Annotated in this window: 27 protein-coding genes and 1 pseudogene; 10 read left to right on the top strand and 18 right to left on the bottom strand. The window is 41.1% G+C overall.

What is annotated here, in order from left to right; translation table 11 throughout:
- Positions 1–244: 244 nt before the first annotated feature.
- Together AC04NP_RS02795 and AC04NP_RS02790 are read left to right on the top strand one after the other, a co-directional pair.
- Complete coding sequence (locus AC04NP_RS02795; protein WP_482857846.1) at positions 245–886, top strand: hypothetical protein; 642 nt, start codon at positions 245–247, stop codon at positions 884–886.
- Positions 887–1148: 262 nt separating this feature from the next.
- The gene (locus AC04NP_RS02790; RefSeq protein ID WP_482857844.1) at positions 1149–1451 is read left to right on the top strand and encodes an AAA family ATPase; all 303 of its coding nucleotides are present in this window, start codon (positions 1149–1151) and stop codon (positions 1449–1451) included.
- A 136-nt stretch (positions 1452–1587) separates the two neighbouring features.
- Here AC04NP_RS02790 and AC04NP_RS02785 read toward each other — a convergent pair whose 3' ends face one another.
- The 5 genes from AC04NP_RS02785 to AC04NP_RS02765 form a co-directional block, all read right to left on the bottom strand.
- On the bottom strand, positions 1588–2043 hold the full coding sequence (locus AC04NP_RS02785; RefSeq protein WP_482857842.1) for an ExbD/TolR family protein: 456 nt from the start codon (positions 2041–2043) through the stop codon (positions 1588–1590).
- Between the two features lie 13 nt (positions 2044–2056).
- Positions 2057–2605 (bottom strand): ExbD/TolR family protein, encoded by a 549-nt coding sequence (locus AC04NP_RS02780; protein WP_482857841.1) that lies wholly within the window; start codon positions 2603–2605, stop codon positions 2057–2059.
- Positions 2606–3034: 429 nt separating this feature from the next.
- Positions 3035–3709 carry an energy transducer TonB gene (locus tag AC04NP_RS02775; RefSeq protein ID WP_482857840.1) on the bottom strand — a complete coding sequence of 225 codons (675 nt, stop codon included), beginning with the start codon at positions 3707–3709 and terminating at the stop codon, positions 3035–3037.
- 123 nt (positions 3710–3832) lie between these two features.
- Positions 3833–4435 (bottom strand): energy transducer TonB, encoded by a 603-nt coding sequence (locus tag AC04NP_RS02770; protein WP_482857839.1) that lies wholly within the window; start codon positions 4433–4435, stop codon positions 3833–3835.
- Positions 4422–5006: an RNA polymerase sigma factor gene (locus tag AC04NP_RS02765; protein ID WP_482857838.1), complete on the bottom strand. Its 585-nt coding sequence runs from the start codon at positions 5004–5006 to the stop codon at positions 4422–4424. The genes AC04NP_RS02770 and AC04NP_RS02765 overlap by 14 nt, the downstream gene beginning before the upstream one ends.
- Positions 5007–5356: 350 nt before the next feature.
- Here AC04NP_RS02765 and AC04NP_RS02760 point away from each other — a divergent pair, with 350 nt between their 5' ends.
- The 3 genes and pseudogenes from AC04NP_RS02760 to AC04NP_RS02750 all read left to right on the top strand — a co-directional run.
- A complete protein-coding gene (locus tag AC04NP_RS02760; protein WP_482857837.1) occupies positions 5357–6631 on the top strand; it encodes a DUF2130 domain-containing protein in 1275 nt (424 codons plus the stop codon).
- Positions 6632–6661: 30 nt separating this feature from the next.
- Positions 6662–7465 (top strand): alpha/beta hydrolase, encoded by an 804-nt coding sequence (locus AC04NP_RS02755; RefSeq protein ID WP_482857835.1) that lies wholly within the window; start codon positions 6662–6664, stop codon positions 7463–7465.
- Positions 7466–7562: 97 nt separating this feature from the next.
- Positions 7563–7787: pseudogene (locus AC04NP_RS02750) on the top strand (co-chaperone GroES); the annotation flags it as partial.
- A 16-nt stretch (positions 7788–7803) separates the two neighbouring features.
- On the opposite strand, the gene hemB reads toward AC04NP_RS02750, so the two are convergent.
- From hemB to folP, 4 genes are all read right to left on the bottom strand, one after another.
- Positions 7804–8775 carry a porphobilinogen synthase gene (hemB, locus tag AC04NP_RS02745; RefSeq protein WP_482857834.1) on the bottom strand — a complete coding sequence of 324 codons (972 nt, stop codon included), beginning with the start codon at positions 8773–8775 and terminating at the stop codon, positions 7804–7806.
- A gap of 161 nt (positions 8776–8936) precedes the next feature.
- On the bottom strand, positions 8937–9413 hold the full coding sequence (locus AC04NP_RS02740) for a hypothetical protein (protein ID WP_482857832.1): 477 nt from the start codon (positions 9411–9413) through the stop codon (positions 8937–8939).
- A gap of 185 nt (positions 9414–9598) precedes the next feature.
- Positions 9599–10480, bottom strand: coding sequence for a diadenylate cyclase CdaA (cdaA, locus tag AC04NP_RS02735; RefSeq protein WP_482857831.1), 882 nt, complete (start codon positions 10478–10480; stop codon positions 9599–9601).
- On the bottom strand, positions 10477–11328 hold the full coding sequence (gene folP / locus AC04NP_RS02730; protein WP_482857829.1) for a dihydropteroate synthase: 852 nt from the start codon (positions 11326–11328) through the stop codon (positions 10477–10479). The genes cdaA and folP overlap by 4 nt, the downstream gene beginning before the upstream one ends.
- 161 nt (positions 11329–11489) lie before the next feature.
- Here folP and AC04NP_RS02725 point away from each other — a divergent pair, with 161 nt between their 5' ends.
- From AC04NP_RS02725 to AC04NP_RS02715, 3 genes are read left to right on the top strand one after another with little or no spacing between them, the layout of a single operon-like run.
- Positions 11490–12038: a DUF1599 domain-containing protein gene (locus tag AC04NP_RS02725; RefSeq protein WP_482857827.1), complete on the top strand. Its 549-nt coding sequence runs from the start codon at positions 11490–11492 to the stop codon at positions 12036–12038.
- Positions 12039–12073: 35 nt separating this feature from the next.
- Positions 12074–13168, top strand: coding sequence for a BT_3928 family protein (locus AC04NP_RS02720; protein WP_482857825.1), 1095 nt, complete (start codon positions 12074–12076; stop codon positions 13166–13168).
- A 2-nt stretch (positions 13169–13170) separates the two neighbouring features.
- A complete protein-coding gene (locus AC04NP_RS02715) occupies positions 13171–13683 on the top strand; it encodes a shikimate kinase (RefSeq protein ID WP_482857824.1) in 513 nt (170 codons plus the stop codon).
- A 199-nt stretch (positions 13684–13882) separates the two neighbouring features.
- On the opposite strand, the gene AC04NP_RS02710 is transcribed toward AC04NP_RS02715, so the two are convergent.
- From AC04NP_RS02710 to AC04NP_RS02700, 3 genes are all read right to left on the bottom strand, one after another.
- Positions 13883–14404 (bottom strand): GNAT family N-acetyltransferase, encoded by a 522-nt coding sequence (locus tag AC04NP_RS02710; protein ID WP_482857822.1) that lies wholly within the window; start codon positions 14402–14404, stop codon positions 13883–13885.
- 147 nt (positions 14405–14551) lie between these two features.
- The gene (locus AC04NP_RS02705) at positions 14552–16939 is read right to left on the bottom strand and encodes a ribonucleoside-diphosphate reductase subunit alpha (protein ID WP_482857820.1); all 2388 of its coding nucleotides are present in this window, start codon (positions 16937–16939) and stop codon (positions 14552–14554) included.
- A 44-nt stretch (positions 16940–16983) separates the two neighbouring features.
- Positions 16984–17970, bottom strand: a complete 987-nt coding sequence (locus tag AC04NP_RS02700) for a ribonucleoside-diphosphate reductase small subunit (protein ID WP_482857819.1) — start codon at positions 17968–17970, stop codon at positions 16984–16986.
- 483 nt (positions 17971–18453) lie between these two features.
- Here AC04NP_RS02700 and rplU point away from each other — a divergent pair, with 483 nt between their 5' ends.
- Positions 18454–18765 (top strand): 50S ribosomal protein L21, encoded by a 312-nt coding sequence (gene rplU, locus AC04NP_RS02695; protein ID WP_482857816.1) that lies wholly within the window; start codon positions 18454–18456, stop codon positions 18763–18765.
- 12 nt (positions 18766–18777) lie between these two features.
- Positions 18778–19044, top strand: coding sequence for a 50S ribosomal protein L27 (gene rpmA, locus AC04NP_RS02690; RefSeq protein ID WP_482857815.1), 267 nt, complete (start codon positions 18778–18780; stop codon positions 19042–19044).
- Positions 19045–19104: 60 nt separating this feature from the next.
- Here the strand turns inward: rpmA and rodA are convergent, their stop codons facing one another.
- The 6 genes from rodA to purH all read right to left on the bottom strand — a co-directional run bounded on the left by rodA (position 19105) and on the right by purH (position 26175).
- Positions 19105–20373, bottom strand: coding sequence for a rod shape-determining protein RodA (gene rodA, locus AC04NP_RS02685; RefSeq protein ID WP_482857813.1), 1269 nt, complete (start codon positions 20371–20373; stop codon positions 19105–19107).
- Entirely contained in the window at positions 20374–22176 is a 1803-nt protein-coding gene (gene mrdA, locus AC04NP_RS02680) for a penicillin-binding protein 2 (RefSeq protein WP_482857811.1), read from the bottom strand.
- Positions 22173–22694, bottom strand: coding sequence for a Rod shape-determining protein MreD (locus tag AC04NP_RS02675; protein ID WP_482857808.1), 522 nt, complete (start codon positions 22692–22694; stop codon positions 22173–22175). The genes mrdA and AC04NP_RS02675 overlap by 4 nt, the downstream gene beginning before the upstream one ends.
- Before the next feature lies 1 nt (position 22695).
- The gene (gene mreC, locus AC04NP_RS02670) at positions 22696–23526 is read right to left on the bottom strand and encodes a rod shape-determining protein MreC (RefSeq protein WP_482857806.1); all 831 of its coding nucleotides are present in this window, start codon (positions 23524–23526) and stop codon (positions 22696–22698) included.
- Between the two features lie 9 nt (positions 23527–23535).
- Positions 23536–24564: a rod shape-determining protein gene (locus tag AC04NP_RS02665; RefSeq protein ID WP_482857804.1), complete on the bottom strand. Its 1029-nt coding sequence runs from the start codon at positions 24562–24564 to the stop codon at positions 23536–23538.
- 81 nt (positions 24565–24645) lie between these two features.
- Positions 24646–26175, bottom strand: a complete 1530-nt coding sequence (purH, locus tag AC04NP_RS02660) for a bifunctional phosphoribosylaminoimidazolecarboxamide formyltransferase/IMP cyclohydrolase (protein ID WP_482857803.1) — start codon at positions 26173–26175, stop codon at positions 24646–24648.
- Between the last annotated feature and the right edge of the window lie 15 nt (positions 26176–26190).

The raw sequence follows: 26190 nt of genomic DNA, 5'->3' as shown, positions 1-26190 counted from the left end.
TTCTGCGCGGCTTAAAAATAGAATGGGATCACTTTTATTTCTCCTCAAATGAGGCCATCTTTTTGTCATTTTGTTGTTGGTGAGCGCAATTTGAAAGCGGTAAATATGTGTGTTTATTTAGAGAAATAACTTACAAGTGTCAGAATACCAACATCATTTGACGGATTAAGGGTAGGGGAATATATCGGTGATTCTTAATTTTGGCGGGAAGAATAATTTTTTTAACCATAATGATCCTTGCGTTATGAATAAAATCTCATTTATTTTTTTAGTTCTGTTGGCCATCTGGAGCTGTAGTGAGGACGATGAGGCTGTTACAGATAATACAAGCAATGATGAAAACGCACAGCGGACGTTTGCGGAAGCGCAGACCCGGTATAAAGCATTGAGAGAGAACGCCAAGCATTCCCTCACCAGAAAAGCAGGGTTCCCTACGAGTGGTACCATGGTCTATAAGGGCATGCATATGGGTGAATTTTTTGAAAGAAATACCACCTCCGGGTTTAAACTTGATTACTTCGCCGATGTAGAATTCACCCTGGATTTCGAAGCCCAAACGTTTACCGGCCAACTCATCAATTTCACCACAAACCTCGAGGGGTTTGAGAATCCTGAAGGATCACTCAATGTGAGTGGGTCAATCCGAGGCCCGGCTGAATTAGGAGATGATGCATTTGGCCTTCGTTTTAGGGTACAAGATGGCGATTTGAAACAGGAAGGCAGAACGGCCAATTTCGATGCATTTACCGAGAATAAAGGAAGATTTCTCGGTGAATCAGGACAATCCGTTAACATTAGGATAACATCGATCTTCAGATGGACTGAAGGCCCGGATACCGGAACCACATCCGAAACGATAGGGTTTATGCATGCTGACAGAGAATGAGATAGCTCTTATATCACTAAAATAGAATATGGCCCGGTTTTAGAAGAGGGCCCTACGCAGTCCGGATGAGTGTTTTTAGCCCTCTCAATGGCAACTTTGGTGATTGTCAGCCTGTTCGTGAGGGAATATTTAAATTGAGAGTCCACTATGCAAAAGGCTACAGTTCTTTTTAGATATTCTTCACACAGTTATTTCAGCAGGATCGTTGTATGCCATTAGGAAATCGGGAACCGGAACTTCTCTTTTGAGTTGAGTATAACGCTTGGTTAAAATCGGTGATTTCAACTTTCAATTTCTTGATGAGCCTGAATTAGGTCTTCATCCAGCAGCCATTGATGTTATTGCTGGTCTAATCAAAGCAGCATCTCATCATTGTCAGCTATTGATTGCTACACAATCGGTAAGTATGGTAAATAATTTTTCCCCTGATGATTTAGTGGTTATCGAAAGAAAGGGCAGAGACTCACAATACAAAAGATATACCTCAGATGAGCTTTCCGCTTACCTGGATGAATTTAGTACAGGTGACCTTTGGGAACACAATATTATAGGAGGAAAGCCATGAAGCATCTTCATGTTATTGCTGAAGGGCATTCGGAAGAGGAGTGGGTAACAAAACTGGAAAAACTTGATAATGTTTAAGAAATTAAAATAAAACGGCATACAATCGATGAGTGAACCTCAGGAATTATTAAAGAAAATTACCGAGGTTTAACGCTATTATAAATGATTTTCAAAGCATTTACCTCCTTAAGTTGTGTTTCGACATCACTCACTATACCCATTTTCACTTCCTCGTCAATCTTTAAAGCGATGGTCAGCTTGTCCTTTTCCGGTTCGCTCAATTTTGCCCTGGCTTCTTCAACTTGTTGGGGAATTTGCCTGGTTGCAATAAAAACATCATTACATTGAATTTTAGTTTCAGTACCATACTGATGCACATTTTTAGGAGCGCCGATGTTAAAATTGGCTACCAATGATTTTTTTTCAACTTTCTTCAATTGCGTGGCACTGGGTAATTGCTGCTTAACTAAAATCTCGTTTGGCCTGACCACTGTGGTGACCATGAAAAAAAACAATAACATAAAAATGATATCTGGCAGCGCGGCCATGGGGATTTCCTGTGAAGTGTTACTACTTGTTTTAAACTTATTCATTTTTCCTGTAATTTTAGTTCGAAGGTTTGGCAATGGAAATGTTCATGGGGATGCCTTTTCTTGCTTTTAAGTAAAGTGCTTTTTGCTTCGGGTCTCTATGGTCCAGCGCCCTGAAAATCTCTGGTGTCACACCTGCCCGTTCCGCATATACTTCAAAATAGGCCGCCTGCACCTCATCAAGTATTTTAATATACTGCTTATAGGATGTACCCCGGTTGGTTTTTATCGACACTACTGCCTTTTCGGGGCTATCCGAGCTGTTCTCATCTTTTCCCCGGTTCAGGACAAAATCGATAATATCCTGCCTGAGCCCGGTCATGTTATCCAGTAATTTATCTTCTACCATCACCTGGTTATGGCTGTTCAGCAAAATCTTGAAAAGATTCCTTTCATGAATTTCCATGTCAAGGGGCTGATCAGGTTTCGGCGGCAGCCGCATCATCAAGCCTTTGTCGGTATTGATAGTCATAGTAACCAGGAAGAATATTAAAAGTAAAAAAGCGATATCGGCCATGCTTCCGGTGTTAAGCTGCGGGCGGCCTCTTTTGGTTTGGTTTTTCATTTCAAATCTGTTTTCTAAATGTAAATTCAATTCTTTGTTTTAAGTGTAAAGTCCACCCTCTCCAGGCTGTTGTATTTTAGAACTGATCCAATAAAACAAAAGGCTTTGCATAACGGCCATCACTTGGCCAAACTGTATGGTAAACCCTGTGATCGTTATTCATTCGAAACCGGGATAAAAGCCGCCAGTTGAAAGCTTATTAAATATTTGCCATGCCATGATTTAGGTAAAATATGCTGTCAATATGGTTCGTCGCCTTTATGTATCGTTTCCACCGGTAATATGCCGGCAAAGCTTCGGCGCAAACATCTTCCCCGAGAATGGTGAGCCCATGCTCCACACACGCACACGCCATTCGGGTTTAGTTGCATCGCGACAATATTTAATAGCAAATTGCTTAAACTGATGGCTATTTCCCTTTTTCGGGCATTATCCCAGTTTGAAGAAGATCGGGATGACCATTCGAACCTTGACAGGCCTGCCACGTTGTTTGCCGGGCGACCATTTGGGGTGTTTTTTCAAGATCCTCACAGCTTCTTCATCACAGCCTGCCCCAATGCCTTTAAGCACCTTTATATCGTTGAGACTGCCATCCCTGTCCACGATAAATTGTACAAATACCTTCCCTTCAATACCCATCCTCCGTGCCTGGTTGGGGTATTTCAGGTTTTTCTTTAAAAATTGCTTGAAAGCCGACATACCACCCACAGGGGCCGGTTGCTCTTCGATAATTCCTTCCCAGATATGGTCTGCGTCTTCCTCATCTTCCGGATCATCATAAACGATAACTTCAATAGCATCATCTTCATCGATAAAAACATCCAGGCTAATATCCAGGTCCTCAATTTCCACATCGTCTTCAACTTCCAATACTTTGGGGTGCTGAATTTTAGGTTTTGGAGGTGGTGGTTGCACGGTTGGCGGAACAATGAATAAATCATCCTCTGCTTCGTCCAAACTTCCAAAAGTAAGCAGGTCACCTGCTCCGTACGATCGCCATTGGAAAGCGCTGATCACAAGCAACAAGGTTATAACCAAACTAAGATTTAAATACATACTCCGGCTGCGATAGACGTCAGCCGTTGGTTTTTTCTTAACATCCATGATAAATTTTGTTTAAAGTTTCAAAAAAGAATCAGGTGAACGCTGGTATGGCCATACACTTGTTCAAAATAGTACCCGGACTCAGACAAATTTGCCGGTCAAAGGCTGTATAATAAGGGTAGTTTATTTGTTTTTAAGCTCAAAATTAACCGGTACAATCATGGCCCCTTCTTTTGATTCCCCGTTGATCATCCCAGGCACCCAAGCCGGCCCTTCCTTAATCAGGCGGATTGCCTCCTCATCGCATCCTCCGCCAACACTTTGCATAATTCTGAAATCACTCAGACTGCCCTCCGGACTCACCAGAAATTGCACCAAAACTTTTCCCGAAAGCCTTCCTTGTTTCGCGGCCAACGGATAACGTAAATTTTCATTTAAATACGTCTCATATTGTTCCAGTCCCCCCATTGGTGATGCGCTAATGCCTATCACACTGACCACTTCATGCTTAAAATCAGTTTGGTCTGTTTCAGGATTAAGAATACCTGTTTTCTGATTAAAATCCGGCCCTTCAACCTGTGGCGATTCGGCCACCGGGCTGGTTGCCGTATAATATATCAACCCCATGACGAATACCAGCAATACAACTGCCACTGCAAATTGCACCATGGTACGAGTGCGGCTCATACGCTGGTGTTTACCCATCAATTGTTTGTAATCTTTATACTGCCTGATGCGGTTAGCGCTAAACTCCTGTTTCCTCAATCTGATATCATGCCTTTTCATACCTCTTTAATTTAGCGTCAAAGGTTTTTTTTAATTTGTTCAGGGCTCTGTACGTCCTCATCTTCGCACCACTCTCTGTGATCTCCAATATATAGGCAATCTCTCTGAAACTCTTTTCTTCAAAAAAACGCAATTCCAACACCATGACGTCTTCTGTTGATAGCTGCTTAAGGTATTCCACCAACAGGGCAACTTTTTCCTCATTGGTATCTTCCTCAGTTTCGGCAATCAACTTTCCAATCAACGACTCTTCCAGGCTGAAAACCACATTTTTCTTAGAGATCCGGTAATACTTGTTAACCTGGTTAGCCGCTATTTTGTAAAGCCACGCAGAAAATGGTAATCCCCTGAAGCTGTACTTTTTCAGATTTTGCAATGCCGCCAAAAAGGTCTGTGACGTAATGTCTGCAGCTACTACCTCATCATCCGTCCTCCTGTAAACAAAATTAAATATACCTCCGAAGTAGCGGTCATATAGCTTATCGAATTGTTCAGGATCCTTTTGTGCCGCCTCTACCCATGCCTGCTCCTGACTAATCTGTTCATCGCTGATATGGTAATGACTATTCAAAGGCTATTTTATTTAATCGTTTGACTTTATAATACCACCGCATTCAAAAAGTCACAACAATTCAAAAAAATTATTTTTAATATAACGAAATACTTTACACATTCTTTACCTCTTATTGCACTTTTGCTCTAAATCCGGCCCTTCCTGCTCAAGAATACAACGCTACCCGAAATTTTTAATTACCAGTCATAGCATAGCTCAAAGCCATACTATGACGCAAACAAGATTTCTGAAACAAATACCACCCTCATGAAAATGGCCGCCCCTGTTCAAAATTATATCGAGAATAAAATTAACTTCATCAAATTCCACTAGATTTGTTTAAGCAAACATGGCTTAAAAATCAATCTATGAGTAACAATAAAAACATCATCAGTTGCCCCAACTGCCATTTCGAATTCCCTGTCGAGGAAGCCTTTTTTAACCAGGCCCGGGAAAGGATCAAAAAAGAGTATGAAAAAAAGTTAATTGATCAGGCAGCGGCATTTAACCATCAAAAACAGGCACTGGCCCAAGAAAGGGAGGCATTCGAAAAGAAAAAAGAGCGGGAAAATGAGATCTTTCAGCAGAGGCTGGTCAAAAAACTGCAGGAGGAAAAGCTGCGATTAAAAGAAGAAACCTCCGGCGAATTTCAGCAAAAAATAAAAATGCTCGAGGAAGAAAATGCTCAAAAAAAAGAGGAAAATGCATTGCTGAAGCAACGGGAGTTGGAACTATTGAAAAAAGAAAATCAATTAAAGGAACAACAGGAAGAGTTGGAACTGAAGGTGCAAAGAGAGCTTAACAGGAAAATGGAAGATTTTGCTGAAGAAATCAGAAAAAAAGAGGCTGAGAAAAATGAGCTTAAGTTCAAGGAGTATGAAAAAAAGCTGAAAGACCAAAAGAAACACCTGGAAGAAATGCAAAGAAAGGTAGCACAGGGTTCCATGCAAATTCAGGGGGAAGTCCAGGAATTGGCTATTGAGGAATGGTTGCAGGATAAATTTCCTCTGGATACCATCTCAGAAATCAAAAAAGGGGCAAGGGGGGCAGATTGTTTGCAGATCGTCAACACCAGGGAAAAGCAAAACTGCGGAGTCATCTATTATGAAAGCAAGCGTACGAAGGATTTTCAAAAAACCTGGATTGAGAAGTTTAAAAATGACATTCGTGAAAAAGGTGCCAACATCGGCGTACTGGTAACTGACACCATGCCAGACAACATGGAACGCATGGGATTGAAAGAGGGAATTTGGGTTTGTACTTTCGAGGAGTTCAAAGGTTTGTGTTTTGTCTTAAGGGAGTCCATCATTCAGATTAACAACGCGGTGACCGTCCAGGAAAACAAAGGTGATAAAATGACCATGTTGTATGACTTTCTCACCAGCAACGAGTTCAAGCTCCAGATCGAAGGCATTGTGGAAGGCTTTACCCAAATGAAGCAGGATCTGGAAAAGGAAAGAAGATCGATTCAGGGGCATTGGAAAAGGCGGGAAATGCAAATAGAAAAAGTGTTGCTGAACACCAATTACATGTACAGTACCATTAAAGGTATTGCAGGCAACGCCATCCAATCGGTCGAGGCCCTGGAGCTACCGGATTCCGATCCCTTATCCCTCGAAGAAAGTGAAGAAGAGGATGCTTAAAAAACCCAACCTTTTAACGATACCCACCCTATGAGTTTCATACTGAAATTTTTCTTGGGCGCTGCCGTAATTTATCTGGCCTTGTGCCTGGTGCTTTATTTTTTCCAGGAAAAGGTTATTTTTTTTCCGCAAAAATTGCCGCAGGACTATCAGTTTACCTTCCGGAATAAGTTCGAGGAAGTCTTTTTGGAAAGTAATGAGGCAGGCCGAGCCAGGATCCATGCACTACATTTTTTCTCAGTGCAACCTAAGGGAGTTATCCTGTATTTTCACGGTAATGCCGGAAGTTTGGCAGGATGGGGACAGGTAGCAGAGGCATTCACGAAACTTGGTTACGATATTTTTATGCCTGATTACAGAGGCTATGGTAAAAGTACGGGTAAAATCAGTCAGGCTGCTTTATTCAGTGATGCCAGGTTATGTTATGATTATTTAAAGCAAAAATACGCCGCCAGGGATATTGTTATTTACGGCAGATCTATTGGTACTGGCATTGCTGCCTATCTTGCCTCTCAGATACCTCACAGGTTTTTAATCCTGGAAACTCCATTTTACAGCCTGGCCCAAATTGCCCGGTCGTATTTCCCTTTTCTTCCTGTAAACCAACTCATCCGCTATCCATTGGAATCCTATCAATATCTACAAGCTGTTGAAACACCGGTTTACATCTTCCACGGCTTGCAAGATGAAATAGTAGCCTACGCCTCCGGCAAAAAACTGGAGGAATCGCTCGATGGAAAAAATGTAGAAATGATCACCATACCTCACGGGGGTCACAATAATCTGGGGCAATTTGAAAAATATTGGGAGGGATTAAAAAAGATTTTGGAGTGATTGGCAATTGACAGTTAGTGGTTGATTCTTGCTGGCGCAAGTGTCTCGTGGGTGTTGCACAACTTAAGCATGTGCCTGTATTTTGATTTTATAGGCGAAAACCGGCCCGGGATACCCCATTCCTATTCCGGCTGACGAGGATGAGATTTGGAAGGAGCAGGATGAGAAGGTGAAATAGCTTCCTTTACAGGCCAAAGAAGGGGATCTGGCTATTTTTCTTCAAAAAGGGGCTTATGCGTTACAATACAAAGGAGAGAAATACTACATTGTGCCCCAATCCTCCATTTTGATGTTGGAGCGTGAAGACGATTTGTTTGATTAACATATTCAATACACCGTCAGACCTGCTGATGCATGGCAAAATCTTTAGCGAAATAAGTCAATATAAGCTTCGCGCCTGCTCTTTTAATACTTAGCAGAACTTCAAGCATGGCACCTGTACCCTCTAACCAGCCTCTTTGGGCCGCAGCTTTGATCATGGCATATTCGCCGCTAACATTATAGGCAGCTACAGGCAGGTTAAGGTGGTCATTTAAAAGTTTGATAACATCGAGATATGCAAGAGCAGGCTTCACCATGATAAAGTCCGCCCCCTCTTCCATATCCAGGTCTGCCTCAATCAACGCCTCTTTTTGGTTGGCAGGATCCATTTGATAGGTTTTTTTATCACCCGCTTTGGGAGCAGAGTCCAGGGCATCGCGAAAGGGGCCGTAAAAAGCACTGGCATATTTAGCGGTGTAAGACATAATGGAAACGCCGGAATAACCATGTTCATCCAACATATTTCTGAGATAGCCTACCCTTCCATCCATCATATCGGAAGGGCCAATGATATCTGCACCTGCTTGGGCCTGGGCCAAAGCCATTTTGCCCAGAACTTCCAGGGTTTCGTCATTTAGTATCTCACCGTTTTCAACTATGCCATCATGGCCATCTGAGCTATAGGGATCCATCGCCACATCGGTAACCAGACAAATATCAGGGAACTCCTTTTTTACCGCCGTTATAGCCTTAATATATAGACCATCCGGATTATGGCTTTCAGTGGCAAACTTATCCTTCTTTGACTCATCGATGGCAGGGAACGGAGCAAATGTAGTAATCCCCAGCTTAAGGCAGGCCTCTATTTCAGGAAGCAGCTTGTCAAGGCTAAAACGAAAAATCCCCGGCATCGAATCAACTTCCACCTGTTTATTATTTCCTTCAATCAAAAATATGGGAAAGATCATATCCTTCACCGATAAGTTTGTTTCCGCAACCATTGACCTGATGATGGGCGATTTTCTGTTTCTCCGTGGCCTTCTGAGCATAAATTTGTCCGATAGTTTTTTCAAAAATAATGATAATTGCCAGAATTGACAGCGGTTAACTGTCTTTAAAACTTCCGAAAACAAAAAATGGTCTTCGCAAATGCTTAGACCACTTTTAACCAAAAAACCAACTAACTAAACTAAAACACCATTACGGTAACTTAAATATCTTTTAACTTATCCAGAGGTGATATTAAAAATCCCACCACTGCCCCGTTGGGGTTTTCTACTGTTATCTTATCCCCGGTCACAACGCTGTAAATGTGAACCCGGTCCAAAGAAACTTTTATTAACTCGTTAAATTCCGCTTGTCCATTTTGATCCAGCACCCCCTCAGCGATCAATTCGTTGTTATAGCTTAATATATGAACCGGCAGGCCGGCATAATCAGTAATGTTTTGATAATAAGGAGGGTTAATCTTTACTTTCAAAAATAAATGGCTGAGGAGAGATAATTCAATGGCAGATCCCTGATCTGTTTTCTGCATTCTTTTAGCTTCCAAAGTTATGTCCTGCGCAGTCAATGCCAGGGATATGAGACAAACCAGGGATAACAACACCGGGTACCTGAATTTGTTACTGGCAAATAGGCTATACATGGTGTTTTGGATATATGCTGTTGGTTTATCACTTTTCATATTTTTAATGTTTCAATGTGGCAATCCTGTTTCAAAACGCCCGCCAAACTTAATATCGCGGTTTTTGGCCCAAAAAAGCGGATTTTATACGATGGCAGTTTCCCATTCCGGGAAATTATTCTTTAAATGGGAGAAAATTCTATATTTTGAATGAGTTCAGTGAAGTGCCTGATAGGTACAATGCCTTAATTGTCATTACCGGCAATGAGCTCAGTAATGGTCTTTTTGTTCTTATCTTTTTTATTTTTCTTTTCTTTCTTGGCAGACTGGTCTTCGAAAAGGTAATTATTGATCATCTTTCTCAACTCCTGGGCTGAAAGATTCTTAAATAATTCCCCATCTATTACTGCTGACATTTCCCCGGTTTCTTCTGACACGATAATTACCATAGCCCCCGTTATTTCGGACATTCCTATGGCCGCGCGATGTCTCAGGCCTAAAGTGGCTGGCAGGTCTTCCCGCTCAGTTACGGGTAAAATACATCTTGCGGCCTTGATAACGCCCTGATGAATAATTACTGCGCCGTCATGTAACGGGCTGAATTTATTAAAGATAGCCAGCAGCAATCTTTTGGATACCTTGGCATTGATTACATCCCCGGACTCCACATAAAACTTCAACTCAGAATCCTTGGACAGGACGATAAGCGCTCCGGTGTTCGAGCCCCCCATAGCCTTTACCGCCTCCACAATGGGGTTTACCTGATAGCTTTTTTTACCAGTGCCGTTTCTGATACCTAAAAAGCCTTTGAACAAATATTCCCTGTTTAAGTCAGTGGTTTTTCCAATCAGGAGTAAAAATTTCCGGATTTCCTGCTGAAACAGAATGATCGCCGCAATGACACCAACCTCCATGAACTGACTTAAAATAGTAGTTACCAGCTCCATTCCGGCAGCACCAACTACCAGATATATAAGATAGAGTGATAAAAATCCCAGAAAAATGGTTAGGGCGACACTACCCCGCATTAACTTGTAAACCTGATACATCAGGATACTTACCAGGGAGATATCGATAATATCTACCCAGCTAATTTTCAAAAATCCTATGTCGAACAGCAATATCACTTGAAAACTTCCTGAAATAACAATACGGCCTCTTTCGCCTCCTTGACATCATGAACCCTGAGAATCATGGCACCCTGCATAAGGGCTATAGCATGTAAAACACTGGTTCCATTCAAAGCCTCCGCGGCAGACACCCCCAGCTTTTTATAAATCATAGATTTTCTTGAAACACCCACTAAAACCGGCAGGTTTAAGACATTAAAATAGCTTAATTTTTTTAGTATTTCATAATTTTGTTCCAGCGTTTTTGCAAACCCAAATCCGGGGTCTAAAATTACATCATTTACCCCCAGATTTTTAAGTTTTTTGATTTTTTCCTGGAAATAATTTATAATATCCATCACCACATCCTCATAATCTGTGAATTGGTGCATATTATGAGGCTTGCCCCGCATGTGCATCAAAATGTAAGGAACCTTCAGAGAGGCTACCGTATCAAACATATCAGGGTCGCCTTCCCCTCCGGATATGTCATTGATTATCTGAACACCCTGATCGACAGCCGCCCTGGCCACTGCAGCCCTGAATGTATCGACAGACAACATGACCCCCGGAAAACGCTTTACTACCGATTTTACTGCAGGAATTACCCGCTTTAACTCTTCCTCAACAGAAATTTCAGCAGCTCCGGGCCGGGAAGAATACCCTCCGATGTCAATAATATCCACCCCTTCCTCAACCATTTTTTCCACTCCTGACAATAGCTGTACCTTTCCGTTTCGTCTGCTTTCGTTGTAAAATGAATCCGGGGTTGTATTGATGATACCCATCACCATGGGCTGATCCAGGCAGCGAATAACCCCCTGTAGATTCCAGGTCTTTTTTATGTGGAAAATCGTATCAGTCATAATTTGCCCGACTAGCAACCACCCTCAATGTATATTAACGTAAATACCCGTACAATTGTCACAATTAATTTTATAAATTATTGATGGTTGTTTAAGTGCAAAAATTTAAATTCGCACTAGGTGTGGTGAAGTTAATGATCTGAATAAAATAACAGAAAAAATTGATAGACAAAACCATCAATGCGTATAAACATGTCATCGGTGCATGTAAAGAAGTTTTTACCAAAAAAACGAAGGACTATGGAACTGCCTGGAGAATTCTCAGACTACCTTCCATTACCGACCAAATTTTTATCAAAGCCCAGCGAATCAGATCCATTCAGGAGAAAGGTGAACAAAAAATACCTGAAGACGTGACTTCCGAATTTGTTGGAATCATTAACTATTGTGTAATAGCTATTTTACAGATAAACCTCGCAGATGACCCAAGGATGGAGATCACTTATGAGGAATTAGAACCTTACTATGACAACGCTGTTAATGAAAACCTTGAGTTGCTGCAAAATAAAAACCATGACTACGGTGAGGCCTGGAGAGACATGAGGGTAAGTTCAATCACCGACATCATATTGATGAAACTGTTACGTGTAAAACAAATTGAAGACAATGCCGGTATAACACTCATATCCGAAGGGGTAAAAGCCAATTATCAGGATATTATCAATTACGCCGTATTTGCCCTGATCAAATCAGGCTTTACAAAAGATTGAATGAAATAGTTTTTTAAACTTGAAATACTACAAAAATGAGAATAGTGATTAACACAGCGCGTTGGATCGTAGGTTTACTTTTTATCTTTTCCGGTATCATCAAGGTAAATGACCCTGTTGGCACATCTATAAAAATGCAGGAATACTTTGAAGTTTTTTCAACCGACATTGCCGGTTTTTTTCATGTTTTTGTCCCTTATTCTTTGACATTTGCCGTGTTTCTAAGTGTTCTGGAGGTAGCATTGGGCTTTGCTGTCTTGATCAACTACCATATGCGGCTTACTACCCGCATTTTGTTAATCATTATCGTGTTTTTTACTTTCCTGACTTTTTATTCGGCTTACTTCAATAAAGTGACTGATTGCGGCTGTTTCGGAGATGCTATTAAGCTGACTCCATGGGAATCGTTTTCCAAAGATGTGGTACTGATAATACTGATAGGCATCTTGTTTTTTCACTGGAAAAAATTCAAATCACCGCTGAATTTCAAAACGGGCACTGTCATCGTAGCCACTGTTTTTGCGATTAATACATTTCTGGCCATTTATGCCATAGATCACCTGCCGTTCGTGGACTTTCGTGCCTACAAAATAGGTGCAAATTTACCCAAATCGATGGAACCGTCCGAAAAGTTGCGTTACCAGTACATCATGACAAAAGATGGGAAAGAACACAAATTCGACCAATATCCCAGTGAAGGCGGTTATGAATACAAAGACATGATTCTGTTAAACCCCGAGGCATCACCAAAAATCACGGATTATAATATCTGGAATGACGAAGGTGATTTCACACAGAAAAGTTTTGAAGGTGTTAAGCTGATTATTATTACCTATGATGTGAAAAAATCGGATGTTAAAAGCTTCGAAACCATCAATAAACTAATTGCCGGACTTGAAAACAGCGTGGTGGATCCGGTTGTATTTACTGCCACAGGCAGCGAGACATTTGAGAAATTCAGACATGAAGTGCAATTGGGTGTCCCTTACTACTTTGCAGATGCCACTGTCCTGAAGACGATCATTCGTTCGAACCCTGGTCTCGTTTTACTGGATAACGGGGTGGTTAAAGGCAAATGGCACTACAACGATGTACCGGAAGCTGAAGATGTACTAAAACTGACCAAGTAGCCATGAAGATATTCTTGATCGGCATGCCTGGTTGTGGTAAATCTTCGCTGGGCAGGCAATTGGCAGATACCCTGGATTTACCGTTTATTGATTTGGATGAGGTCATCACTGCGAAAGAACATCAAAACATCCCGGAAATTTTTGCTGCCCAGGGCGAAGATTATTTCAGAATCAAGGAAAGAAAGGCATTACACAACATCAATGATGTATATCGGGAATTTGTCATGGCCACGGGCGGTGGCGCACCCTGTTTTTTTGATAACATGGCATACATTAATAAAAGCGGGATAAGTATATTCATTGACGTGGATCCTTATATCATAGCCAACCGGCTGACCGTGAAGGATTTGGAGGAAAGGCCTTTGTTTAACAATATTGCATCCGATGACCTGACCAAGGAGCTTATTAAAAAACTTGAAAAAAGGAAGCCATACTACCAACAAGCCCAATATACTATTCAGGGAAATAATCTTCGGGTAGAAGACCTTTTGGATTTGCTCCAAAAAGAAGAATAATCTTTTGTTTACCTACAAAAATCCGGAAAAACCGGAGAGAAAATATAGATGCTATCTAAAATATTCCGGTTTTAAGGAGAGAGGTAAGAGGGGTTAGGGATGAGGAAAAAGCCGGCAAGTCTTCATAACCATTGTCAATTAAACAGCATATTATCCAAGGTACATGGTTGTTAATAACATCCGATGATTAACCAAGCCTTTACAATTCCAGTTTCATCAGATCGTCGGTTTGCTTATCCTGTCCCAACCAGAAGGTGTGGGACTTAAACTTTACAAACCCTCTCTTGCTGTATACACGAATAGCGCGGTCATTCTTTTCCCATACGCCTAACCAGATGTATTTTAATTTATTTTCCCTGGCTACTTCAATAGCTTTTTCCAGTAACTGTGGGCCTAACCTTCTGCCCTGGAATGCTTGCAGGATATAAATTCTCTCCAATTCAAGGGACGTGTCATCCCGGATGTCTGTTTGGGCAGGCCCGAAATTAATTTTGAGATAGCCAGCTAATTCATTTTGATAGTAGGCCAGATAAAAAACTGAATGAGGATGCAAAAGTTCCTTTTCAATCTGTTTCCGGTTAAATGCTTTTTGAAGATAATCATTCATATCCTCTACTGTATTTTCAGTCGCAAAAGCATCTTTGAAGGTGGTAACGCTAACATCGCTTAATACCTTCAGATCTTTTATACCACAGCGTCTTATAGATAATCTGTCGGTCATAAAGATTGATATTCAATGGTTAACTAAGATAATCACAAAAATTTTTTGAAATAAAAAAAGTCCCGGCTTTTGTTACCGGGACTTACTGCTAATCATTTTTAATAGCAGGTTGTTACAAGAAATCTTTGGTTAAGCCAGATTTACAAATCAGCTACCACAGGCCTCACAATCATCCGGATTGTCCAATGAGCAGGCCATATCGGCTTGTTTTTGCTGCAATTGCTCCTGCTGTGCAGGAACAACCTGTTGTTGAGGCTGTTGTGCGGTGCTTTTATCCACAGTAAACTTGATAGCATCGGTGGCGGCTTTGGATCTCAGGTAGTACATACCCGTTTTCAATCCACGTTTCCAGGCATAAAAATGCATAGAAGTCAATTTACCGAAGTTCGGGTCCTGAATGTGTACATTCATACTTTGTGACTGGCAAATATAAGCTCCACGGTCAGCGGCCATGTCGATGATGGCTTTTTGGGATATTTCCCAAACGGTTTTATAAAGGTCTTTAATATTTTGAGGAATCTCCGGGATTTCCTGAATAGAGCCATTGGCAGCGATCAAGCGGTTTTTCATGGCATCATTCCACAAGCCCAGTTCTATTAAATCTTTCATGAGGTGCTTATTCACTACGATAAACTCTCCTGAAAGTGTCCTCCGGGTGTAAATATTGGAGGTATATGGCTCAAAACATTCGTTGTTTCCAAGAATTTGTGAGGTAGAAGCGGTTGGCATAGGCGCCACAAGCAAGGAGTTTCTTACACCATGTTTTTTGATCTCTCTTTTTAGGCTATCCCAATCCCATCTTCCTGATTTTGGAGTCACGCCCCACATATCATACTGAAAAATACCTTTTGAAACCGGCGAGCCTTTGAATGTTTCATATTTTCCATCTGTTTTGGCCAGGTCCTTGGAAGCGGTCATGGCAGCAAAATAAATGGTTTCAAAAATATCTTCATTCAAACCACGGGCCTCAGGTGAGTCAAAAGGCATTTTTAATTGTATAAATGTATCTGCCAGCCCCTGTACACCTATCCCAATTGGACGGTGTCTCATATTTGATCTTTGAGCCTCAGGAACGGGGTAAAAATTAATGTCAATCACCTTGTTCAGGTTTTTGGTCACCACATATGTGATATCATACAATTTCCGGTGATCGAATTTCCCATCCTCCGTCACAAACTTCGGAAGTGCGATTGAAGCCAGGTTACATACAGCTATCTCATCGGGAGAAGTATACTCGATAATCTCTGTACACAGGTTACTTGACTTAATGGTCCCTAAATTCTTCTGATTGGATTTCTTGTTGGCCGCATCCTTGTATAACATATAAGGTGTCCCGGTCTCGATCTGGGCCTCCAAAATCTCAAACCAGAGGTCCTGTGCTTTAACCTGTTTTCTGTACCGTTGTTCTTTTTCGTATTTTGCGTAAAGTTTTTCAAACTCCTCGCCATGACAATCTGCCAATCCCGGCGCTTCATTAGGACAGAATAAAGACCACATTTCATTATTTTCAACCCTCTTCATAAAAAGGTCGGGAATCCAAAGCGCGTAAAACAGATCCCTTGCCCTTAACTCTTCTTTACCATGGTTTTTCTTCAAATCCAGAAAGGCAAAAATATCATCATGCCAGGGCTCCAGATATATGGCGAAACTACCCTTTCTCTTCCCACCGCCCTGATCGACATAACGAGCGGTCATGTCAAAGTTTCTCAACATGGGAACAATACCATTGGATACGCCCCCTGTACCTTTGATATAAGATCCTGTCGCCCTTACATTATGAATGCTCAGGCCAATACCTCCGGCCGATTGAGATATTTTTGCCGTTTGTTTCAACGTGTCATAAATGCCCTCAATACTGTCTTCCTTCATGGTAAGCAAGAAACAGGAAGACAACTGCGGCTTAGGTGTGCCGGCGTTAAACAGTGTAGGCGTAGCATGAGTGAACCATTTTTCGGACAACAGATTATAGGTTTTTACCACTTCTTCAATATCATCCATATGAATGCCCACAGCCACTCTCATCAACATATGCTGTGGCCTTTCTATCACCATACCATCAATTTTCATGAGGTAAGATCGTTCCAGCGTCTTAAACCCAAAGTAGTCATAGCTAAAATCCCTGTCATAAATGATTGTAGAATCAAGCAGTGCCGCATTTTTCTTGATCACCCCATAAGCCTCCTTGGAAATTAAAGGGGCATTTTCCCCTGTTCTGGGATCAATGTAGGTATACAGCCTTTTCATAGTGTTGGAAAAGGATTTGCTGGTTACCTTATGGAGATTTGAAATGGCAACCCTGGCGGCTAATTTGGCAAAGTCAGGGTGCTGGGTAGTCATGGTAGCGGCTGTTTCCGCAGCGAGATTATCCAGTTCAATAGTAGTGACACCATCATAGATACCGTTAATTACCTTCTTGGCAATTTCAACGGGTTCTATATAACTCATATCCAAACCATAACACAGTTTTTCAATTCTGGCCGTTATCTTGTCAAATTTGACTGACTCTCGTCTACCATCTCTTTTAACTACTAGCATTTATTAGGGGGTTTATTGGGGTTAACAAAATTTTTTGAATACGCCTAGAAATCTTCGTCCAGCGAAAATTTGGAATTACTTTCTTCTTTCTTCATGACACCAGCCTTTTGGTATTCTCCGACACGCTTCTCGAAGAAATTGGTTTTACCCTGCAGGGAGATCATTTCCATAAAATCAAATGGATTGGTGGCTCCATAGATTTTAGGACATCCAAGCTCCGATAGCAAGCGATCGGCAACAAATTCAATGTATTGACACATTAAATCTGCATTCATACCGATCAATTTTACCGGCAAGGCATCCGTCACAAATTCCTTTTCTATTTCTACGGCGTCTTTTATTATTTCAATAACTTTTTCATCGCCAAGCTTATTGGTAACATGATTGTTGTATAATAGGCAAGCAAAGTCACAATGTAATCCTTCGTCCCTGGAAATCAACTCATTTGAAAAACTCAGGCCAGGCATCAAGCCTCTCTTCTTCAGCCAGAATATTGAGCAAAAGCTTCCTGAAAAGAAAATCCCTTCCACGGCCGCAAATGCTATCAGCCTTTCGTGAAATGATCCCTCATCAATCCACCGCAATGCCCAGTCTGCTTTCTTTTTAACGCAATCCATGGTCTCTATCGCATTAAAAAGTTTATCTTTTTCTTTGGGATCTTTTATATAAGTATCGATTAGCAGAGAGTAAGTTTCGGAATGAATATTTTCGATGGCTATCTGAAAACCGTAAAAAAACTTGGCTTCAGTATATTGAACTTCGGCGACAAAGTGCTCCGCCAGGTTTTCGTTAACAATACCATCACTGGCGGCAAAGAATGCCAGTACATGAGAAATAAAATGTCTTTCACCGTCATTAAGATTTTCCCAGTCTTTTAAATCCTGGCTAAGGTCTATCTCCTCAGCAGTCCAAAAACTGGCTTCCGCCTTTTTGTAAAACTGCCATATATCATCGTGCTCAATTGGGAATAAAACGAACCTGTTTTTGTTTTCACTTAAAATGGGTTCTGTAACAGCGCCATTATTACTCATTTACTATTATTTTTTGATTGAATCTTTATTTTAACTCACAGAAGGTTTCACTCAGCTTGATTAAGCTGTCAGCATTATACGAAAATCTGCTTTATGAATTTATCCCTTAACAATACTATAATATACCTGTGTCGTTGAATAGCTATCTTAATTATGCCGGTCAGATGGGCGATTTCTTTGTCCAAGATAACTTTTACAAATATGATAAAATCACATCTAAAAATCAAAGATGGCCTGGTCTAAAAATTTGAATAGCAAAAACCTTAAAATTCTATTTAATATTCTGATTTTCATTGTTTTAAATACCACATTTACAATAAACACTTGATAATTATCACTCCAAAAAAAGGGTTAATTTTTTCAAAAAAAAATATTTTTTTTTCTTCTGTCCATTTTTTAAATATAAGGGATTTGTTTTATGTATTAAATACTATAACTTTGCAAACCATTTTTGAATTGACAAAATAATTGAATCAGAGTTAGATGTACGCAATTGTTGATATAGCAGGAAAGCAGTTCAAAGTAACGCAAGACCAGTATGTTTATGCGCCATTTATGGGCAGCAATGAGGCTGGCGCTTCCGTAGAATTCGATAAAGTGCTGTTAACCGATGATAACGGCAAGGTTAAAATCGGTTCGCCAACTATAAAAGGGGCCAAGGTAACCGGCAAAGTTCTTGAGCATGTTAAAGGTGACAAAGTGATTGTATTCAAAAAGAAAAGAAGGAAAGGATACAAAGTCAAAAATGGTCACAGACAGCAATTCACCAAGGTATTAATCGAGAAGATATCATAAAAATATTTTAAAATGGCACATAAAAAAGGAGCTGGTAGTTCCAAAAACGGAAGAGAATCGGAAAGTAAACGGTTGGGGGTGAAAATATACGGTGGTCAAAAGGCGATTGCCGGCAACATCCTGGTAAGGCAGCGAGGCACCAAACATCATCCGGGTGCTAATGTGGGTATTGGCAGGGATCACACCTTATTTGCGTTAAAAGATGGTACGGTAGTATTTAAAAAGGGAAGAAATAACCGTTCTTTCGTTTCTATCGATACATCGGCGCCTGAAGCTTAACTAAGAAATTTTATTACTTGAAATCGGGCACAGGTTATTGTAATCTGTGCTTTTTTATGCCTACCTTGTAAATACCTGCATGCGATGGGCATCGATCTTTAGCAGGACAAAAATTAATATGGTAAAAGACCACAACGAGGACCCTCCATAACTAAAAAATGGTAACGGTATACCGATCACCGGGAAAAGTCCGATACTCATGCCAATGTTAATCATGAAGTGGAAAAAGAAAATACTCACGACCGAATAGCCATAAACACGGGCGAACCTGGACTTTTGCCTTTCTGAGATAAACAACAACCTTAGGAATAACACAGAAAATAACACCATCAAAACCAGGCTGCCCATCCAACCATGCTCTTCTCCGATGGTACTGAATATAAAGTCCGTGCTTTGTTCCGGTACATAGCCGCCACTGGTTTGTGTGCCTTGTAAATAGCCTTTCCCAAACCATCCTCCGGATCCAATGGCGATTTTGGATTGTGTGACGTTGTATTCTACCCCTAATGGATCTGACCCCGGATTGAACAATACCATAATCCTTTTCTGTTGATGAGGGGGCAAAACCTCGTTTACCAGGTAATCCACACTAAAGATTATGCCAATAATCAGTAACGCGCCAACGATAATTCTGATCAGACGCTTGGTTTTCATATTTTTACCCCAGAAAATGATAATCGCCGCTGTTATCAGAACAATGCCACCCACCAGAAACCAATCATTGGCGACCAGCAAAGTTAAAACTACCAGGGTAATGGCCACCAGACCAATTACCAGGATCATCGGGTTAAGCCCTTCCCTATACAATACCAGGACAAAAGCGCCAAAAATCAAGGTAGTACCGGCATCGGGTTGAAGTAAAATCAGGCCCATAGGTGTACCAATTATTATCAACATGAAACCCAGCGATTTGATCCTGTCAAACCTGGGGTTATGATCATTGAAGTATTTGGCCAGCGTAAGTGCTGTCGCGAATTTAGTCAGCTCAGAGGGCTGAAATTTAAAACTGCCAATCTGAAACCAGGAACTCGCACCGCTCACCGACCGGGTGAACAATACACCAATTAACAATAATATGAAAAACCCATAGATGAAATAGGCCGTTGAATTGTAAATCTTAAAATCGATTACTAAAATAAACATGATGGTGATAAGGCAAACTCCTATCCACAGGAGTTGCCGTCCCGAGTTAATGCCGGTTGAAAATATGCTTACTTCAGGGTTATAAGAGGCAGCATAGATATTTAACCATCCTAACAACACCAGGACACCATAAATCACAGTCACCAGCCAATCGACTTTATTAATTAAAAGATCCGGCCTTCTCACTTAGTAAATAAATTTTCCTTTTAACACATAATCTTCCAGCCAGGGTCGTGTAATTTCACCCCTGATATACTTTTCTATCAATAAACTTGCAGTACTTGCCGCCGCTCGCCCGCCCCAACCTGCGTTTTCGACATAAACAGCAATCGCTATTTTGGGATCGTCCTTCGGGGCAAAAGCCATAAAAACGGAATGGTCTTCTCCGTGTGGGTTTTCGGCAGTCCCTGTTTTGCCACAAATTTCGATGTCCTGAATAATGGCCCGCCCGGCTGTTCCGGATAGGGCTTCCTGCATGGCATCAATGACATAAGTGTAATAGGATGAGTCAATACCCACGTGATATTTCTTTCGATACTCCGGCAATGGCTGGTTTTCGTCGCCCACACCCTTAATGATATGGGGTATATAGTAATAACCTTTATTGGCTAAAATAGCAGCGAGGTTAGCCATTTGAATGGGGGTCATCAGCATTTCTCCCTGGCCAATACTTAAAGAATAAATGTTAGAAAACTTCCAGCGGTTTTTACCATAAAAACGGTCGTAGTAGCTGGTATCAGGAATATGTCCACCTTTCTCGTTGGGTATGTCCACCCCCAGTTTATGTCCCAGTCCGAATCCAGCCACGTATTCCCGCCAGTTGGTTAGGCCTATTCTTGCATCTATAAAAGTATTTTCATGTTTTCTCTGGTTAATAATCCGCTTAAATACTTTGAAAAAGTAGTTATTGGAAGAATATTTGATACCTCTGTGTACATTATAGTATCCTGGCGGGGCATGATCTCCAATAAGGCCGCCGTCACAGTAAATCTGTTCATTTGGGCTGATCACCCCTTCCTGAAGTGCTATCAAAGCCTGCAGGGTTTTAAAAATCGAGCCTGGCGGATAGGTTGCCATAATCGGCCGGTTGAACAATGGCTTGAGGGTATCCTGGGTGAGCTTTCTATAATTTTTGCTCAAATCCCTGCCCGATAGGCTATTAGGGTCGTACGAAGGTCTGGAAACGATCGTTAATATTTCTCCTGAAGAAGGTTCGATGGCTACGATACTTCCCCTTTTATTATCCAATAATTGCTCGGCATAATTTTGAAGGTCTATATCTATGGAGGCATAAAGGTTTTGACCTGGAATAGACAAGGTATCGAAGGCTCCGTTATTAAATGCACCTTTCACTACCCCTATAGCATCTACCATCTTGTATTGGACCCCTCTTTTACCTCTCAAAGGTTCCTCATAACTGGCCTCCACACCACTGATCCCGATGTAGTCCCCTTGCTTGTAATAGTTTGCCGTATCTTTGTCCAGGCCTTTCTGATCGATTTCCCTCATGTAGCCCAGGGCATTGGCCAGTGTGCCGTAAGGGTAGCCCCGCACAGTTCTGGCCACTATATTGAATCCCGGATAATTTATCAGGGAAGATTGAATTTTTGCAAATTCCTCTCCGGGAATTTGTTTTACAAGTACTGAAGGTAGCGCATAGCGACGTTGCTTTTTAAGTGTTTTTATCTTCTCCTCAAATTCTTTTTGAGTAATTCCAACCAGTTGACAAAAGGCCAGCGTGTCTTCCATCTTCACTTCCTTTGGAATTATCATCAGATCATAGACCGGTGTGTTATGCACAATCAGTTTACCATTCCTGTCATAGATTACCCCCCGGTAGGGATATTCTATGATTGGCCTCATAGCATTATCTTCTGCGGCCAGTTTATAGTTTTTGTCCAGCACCTGAAGGGAAAACAGCCTTCCGGTAAATACCAGGGATACAAATAATATGGTAAACTGAATAATATACTTTGAGTTATTGTTCATAAGCTTCTTCTGGGTGCGTAAAACAAATATTGAATAATGACCACAACTGTAAATGTCAGAATACTACTGAAAAAAGCCTTTGAAAAGGTAAAGAAGAACATCCTGAAGCCGCTGGCTTCAATATAAAACAAGGCCAGATGGTGAATAAAGATCAGCACGTAAGCGTAAACACCAAACCATTCCCATCCCATAACTCTCAGGGTGGGCACTAAACCGGCATCATAACCACCCCTCGGTGTTAATAAATTTACTAAATATGGACGCAAGAACATAATAATAACGCAGGAAGAAGCATGAATTCCAAGGGAGTCATAAAAAATATCTGTGATGAGACCCGTTATAAATCCCAAAAACATGATTAGCAAAGCTCCTGCCTCCAGTGGGATGAGCAGCAGAAAGGCTACATAAACAAAACAAAAGGCTTTGTCAAACAACACCACATTCTTCATAAAAATCACCTGCAATCCCATGTAGATGATAAAGAGAATCGATTGTATGACTAAATTCCGGTTATCCATCTTACTGCGCCAGATTTTGTTCCAGTGAATCTTTTTCCACCCTCAGGCGGTTTTCAATTACATACACATAAGACAGACTATTAAAATCCGTAGCGAGGTCGATAGTCACCTTATAAAAGGTAGCATTCTCCTCGATGCTGGTTTCTTTTACAGTTCCAATCAGGGTGCCTTTGTCAAATATCGCGTTAAAGCCAGAAGTAACTATGGTATCACCAGGCTGTAAACGTATATGGCGGGGGACAAATCTTAAAGTAGCCTCGTAAGGATTACGCCCGTCCCAACTGGTTGAACAAAGATCACCGGTTCTTTTAATAACAGAGCTGATAAATATATTACTATGTAAAAGGGAAGTAATCGTTGAAAAATGTCCGGAAGAAGATTTTACAATGCCCACAATACCGTCATGGCTTACTACCCCCATTCCTTTATTGATTCCATCCTTGGCACCTTTGTTAATGGTGATGTAATTGTTGGACCAGCTAACAGAATTTTTGACAACCTTAGCCGGCACATAGTTAAATTGTTTCAATACGGCTGTATCTTTTACCCGTTTAGCGGGAAAGTAACTTGAGATTTGTTGCTTTTCATTTAACAGTTTTTTAAGCCTTGCATTCTCTTCTGCCAGTTTCCTGTTCTGTGCCCCGAGGTTAAAATAATCGCTTACATTATCTGTAGTGGTCATGATCGTTGCAGCCAGTTGGTTCGAAGAGGTAAAAAATGCGGCACTTTGATACCTGTTGTTACTGATTATCAGCCAGAAACAAAGAATTTGTAAAATTACAAAAACAAAAAAGGTTCGATATTTAAATAAAAATAAAAATAAACTTCGCATCTGACACTTCTATGTCATCAATACCGCTTTGAAATCATTAATGCTTTTCAAGGCAATACCTGTTCCCCTTACCACGGCCCTTAACGGGTCTTCCGCTACGTGAATAGGCAACTTGGTTTTTAAAGCTAATCTTTTGTCCAATCCCCTTAATAATGCACCGCCGCCAGTGAGGTGTATTCCGTTGTCATAAATATCTGCTGAAAGTTCGGGTGGAGAGATTTCCAGCGCTTTTAATACCGCCTCTTCTATTTTAGAAACAGATTTATCTATTGCAAAGGCTATTTCAGAGTAGTCTATCTTAATTACTTTTGGGATTCCGGTCATTAAATCCCTTCCCCTGATCTCAAATGGCTCGGGTGCATCATCAAGTTCGGTAAGGGCGGATCCAACTTCAATTTTGACTTTTTCGGCAGACCTTTCACCGATCAGGAGATTATGTTGCCTGCGCATGTAGTCCAGGATATCTTTATTAAAAGAGTCACCTGCAACGCGTATGGATTGGTCACAAACTATACCTGAAAGGGCTATAACCGCAATTTCTGTAGTTCCTCCTCCTATGTCTACAACCATCGATCCGAAGGGTCTTTCAATATCGATGCCAATGCCGATTGCGGCGGCGAGTGGTTCCTGGATCATATACACTTCTTTGGCCCCGGCATGCTCGGCTGAGTCACGTACTGCCCTTTTTTCCACTTCGGTAATACCTGAAGGTATACAGATGACCATGCGGTGGGATGTAGGTAAAAATCTTCTGTTGTTTTTATCGATCATTTTTATCATACCCCTGATCATTTGCTCGGCAGCATAGAAATCAGCAATTACCCCGTCTTTCAAAGGCCTGATAGTTTTAATATTTTCATGTGTCTTCTCATGCATCTGCATCGCCTCTCTCCCAATCGCCAACACCTTATTGTTAGTCTTATCTACGGCAATGATTGATGGCTCATCCACCACAATTTTATCCTTATTAATAATCAAGGTATTGGCAGTACCTAAATCGATAGCAATATCACTTGACAAAAAATCAAATAATCCCATATTAGCTTATAGTCCTCTTTATATTAGGTTGTTATCTTATAAAAATTCAATTTACCATGGATATTGGTTTATCCAAAAAGCTTAATGTTTAAAGTGACGAATCCCCGTAAACACCATACCCATATTGTGCGTATTACAATAGTCAATAGATGCCTGATCTTTAATCGATCCCCCCGGTTGTATTACTACCTCGATCCCCTCTTTTTGTGCTATTTCCACGCAATCAGGGAAAGGAAAAAACGCATCCGATGCCATGACAGCACCCTGCAATTCAAATCCAAAATGCTTTGCCTTTTTAATAGCCTGTTTCAATGCATCCACCCTGGAAGTCTGCCCCACCCCGCTTGCCAACAGTTGGCCGCTTCTGGCCAAAACAATGGTATTGGATTTAGTATGCTTGGCAACTTTACTTGCAAATACCAGCGCCTCATTCTCCTCAGAATTTGTGGCGCGGTCTGTTACGACTTTAAAATCAGCGGCCTCATCTGTTTTTAAATCCCTGTCCTGTTCAATCACACCATTAAGCAGGCTTTTGAATTGCTTTTTCGTTTTGATCCCGGTTTTCCGGAGCAACAATATTCTGTTCTTTTTGCTTTTCAAAATGTCTAATGCCTCATCGGTAAAAGCCGTAGCAATTAATACCTCAAAAAATAATTTGTCGAGCTCCTCTGCCGCCTCGGCATCCACCTTCTGATTGGTCACCAACACACCGCCAAATGCAGAGATGGTATCGGCTGCAAAAGCTTTTAAGTAGGCCTCTTTTACTGTATTACCGGTAGCTACTCCACAGGCGTTGGTATGTTTTAAAATGGCAAAAGCTGTCTCTCCGTCAAATTCATCGATCAATGATACCGCAGAATCAATGTCTACCAGATTATTGTATGACAAAGACTTCCCGTTCAATTGGTCAAACATTTCCGGCAGGTTGCCATAAAAAACACCCTTCTGATGAGGGTTTTCCCCATATCGCAAAGTCTGCTCATTCTGCTCACTAAATTTCAAAGACTTCACTTCCCCTCCCTGATTGAAATAGTTAAATATCAACGAGTCATAATGGGAGGAGACATCAAAGGCCTGCGTGGCAAACAGTTTTCTGTCTTCCAGATCAGTAGCACCTTCTTTTTCTTTTAATATCGTTTCCAGTGTTTCGTATTGGTTTTTAGATGAAATAATAGTTACGTCCCTGAAGTTTTTCGCTGCCGCCCTTATCAATGAGATACCCCCAATGTCAATCTTTTCAATTACTTCACTTTCCGAGCCCCCTGACATTACCGTCTCTTCAAAAGGATACAGGTCTACAATCACAAGGTCGATAGCCGGTATTTCGTATTGACGTGTATCTTCCAAATCCTGTCGGTGCTCCCTTCTGGACAAGATGCCGCCAAACACTTTAGGATGCAAAGTTTTTACACGGCCTCCTAAAATAGACGGATAGCCGGTAAGCCCTTCAACCGGTATCACCTTCGCTCCCAACCCCTCGATAAATTTTTGTGTTCCTCCTGTAGAATAAATGTCCACATCATAATTTTTCAGTAACCGAATGATCGCTTCAAGATTGTCTTTGTAGTAAACCGATATTAATGCAGATTTTATCTTTATTCTCAAGGACATGTTTAAATTCGTATT

The sequence above is a fragment of the Agaribacillus sp. DX54 genome, assembly GCF_056858335.1.
The sequence above is the reverse complement of the archived record's forward strand: the minus strand, read 5'-3'. Positions and strand labels throughout refer to the sequence as shown.

What these genes read in the sequence shown, in the direction of transcription:
- AC04NP_RS02785 (WP_482857842.1), bottom strand. Translation starts at nt 2,043, where the DNA reads ATGAATAAGTTTAAAACAAGTAGTAACACTTCACAGGAAATCCCCATG.
- AC04NP_RS02795 (WP_482857846.1), top strand. Translation starts at nt 245, where the DNA reads ATGAATAAAATCTCATTTATTTTTTTAGTTCTGTTGGCCATCTGGAGC.
- rplU (WP_482857816.1), top strand. Translation starts at nt 18,454, where the DNA reads ATGTACGCAATTGTTGATATAGCAGGAAAGCAGTTCAAAGTAACGCAA.
- AC04NP_RS02770 (WP_482857839.1), bottom strand. Translation starts at nt 4,435, where the DNA reads ATGAAAAGGCATGATATCAGATTGAGGAAACAGGAGTTTAGCGCTAAC.
- AC04NP_RS02740 (WP_482857832.1), bottom strand. Translation starts at nt 9,413, where the DNA reads ATGAAAAGTGATAAACCAACAGCATATATCCAAAACACCATGTATAGC.
- folP (WP_482857829.1), bottom strand. Translation starts at nt 11,328, where the DNA reads ATGACTGATACGATTTTCCACATAAAAAAGACCTGGAATCTACAGGGG.
- mreC (WP_482857806.1), bottom strand. Translation starts at nt 23,526, where the DNA reads ATGCGAAGTTTATTTTTATTTTTATTTAAATATCGAACCTTTTTTGTT.
- AC04NP_RS02665 (WP_482857804.1), bottom strand. Translation starts at nt 24,564, where the DNA reads ATGGGATTATTTGATTTTTTGTCAAGTGATATTGCTATCGATTTAGGT.
- AC04NP_RS02710 (WP_482857822.1), bottom strand. Translation starts at nt 14,404, where the DNA reads ATGACCGACAGATTATCTATAAGACGCTGTGGTATAAAAGATCTGAAG.
- AC04NP_RS02675 (WP_482857808.1), bottom strand. Translation starts at nt 22,694, where the DNA reads ATGGATAACCGGAATTTAGTCATACAATCGATTCTCTTTATCATCTAC.
- mrdA (WP_482857811.1), bottom strand. Translation starts at nt 22,176, where the DNA reads ATGAACAATAACTCAAAGTATATTATTCAGTTTACCATATTATTTGTA.
- AC04NP_RS02780 (WP_482857841.1), bottom strand. Translation starts at nt 2,605, where the DNA reads ATGAAAAACCAAACCAAAAGAGGCCGCCCGCAGCTTAACACCGGAAGC.
- AC04NP_RS02705 (WP_482857820.1), bottom strand. Translation starts at nt 16,939, where the DNA reads ATGCTAGTAGTTAAAAGAGATGGTAGACGAGAGTCAGTCAAATTTGAC.
- AC04NP_RS02715 (WP_482857824.1), top strand. Translation starts at nt 13,171, where the DNA reads ATGAAGATATTCTTGATCGGCATGCCTGGTTGTGGTAAATCTTCGCTG.
- purH (WP_482857803.1), bottom strand. Translation starts at nt 26,175, where the DNA reads ATGTCCTTGAGAATAAAGATAAAATCTGCATTAATATCGGTTTACTAC.
- AC04NP_RS02755 (WP_482857835.1), top strand. Translation starts at nt 6,662, where the DNA reads ATGAGTTTCATACTGAAATTTTTCTTGGGCGCTGCCGTAATTTATCTG.
- AC04NP_RS02720 (WP_482857825.1), top strand. Translation starts at nt 12,074, where the DNA reads ATGAGAATAGTGATTAACACAGCGCGTTGGATCGTAGGTTTACTTTTT.
- hemB (WP_482857834.1), bottom strand. Translation starts at nt 8,775, where the DNA reads ATGCTCAGAAGGCCACGGAGAAACAGAAAATCGCCCATCATCAGGTCA.
- rpmA (WP_482857815.1), top strand. Translation starts at nt 18,778, where the DNA reads ATGGCACATAAAAAAGGAGCTGGTAGTTCCAAAAACGGAAGAGAATCG.
- AC04NP_RS02775 (WP_482857840.1), bottom strand. Translation starts at nt 3,709, where the DNA reads ATGGATGTTAAGAAAAAACCAACGGCTGACGTCTATCGCAGCCGGAGT.
- AC04NP_RS02760 (WP_482857837.1), top strand. Translation starts at nt 5,357, where the DNA reads ATGAGTAACAATAAAAACATCATCAGTTGCCCCAACTGCCATTTCGAA.
- AC04NP_RS02700 (WP_482857819.1), bottom strand. Translation starts at nt 17,970, where the DNA reads ATGAGTAATAATGGCGCTGTTACAGAACCCATTTTAAGTGAAAACAAA.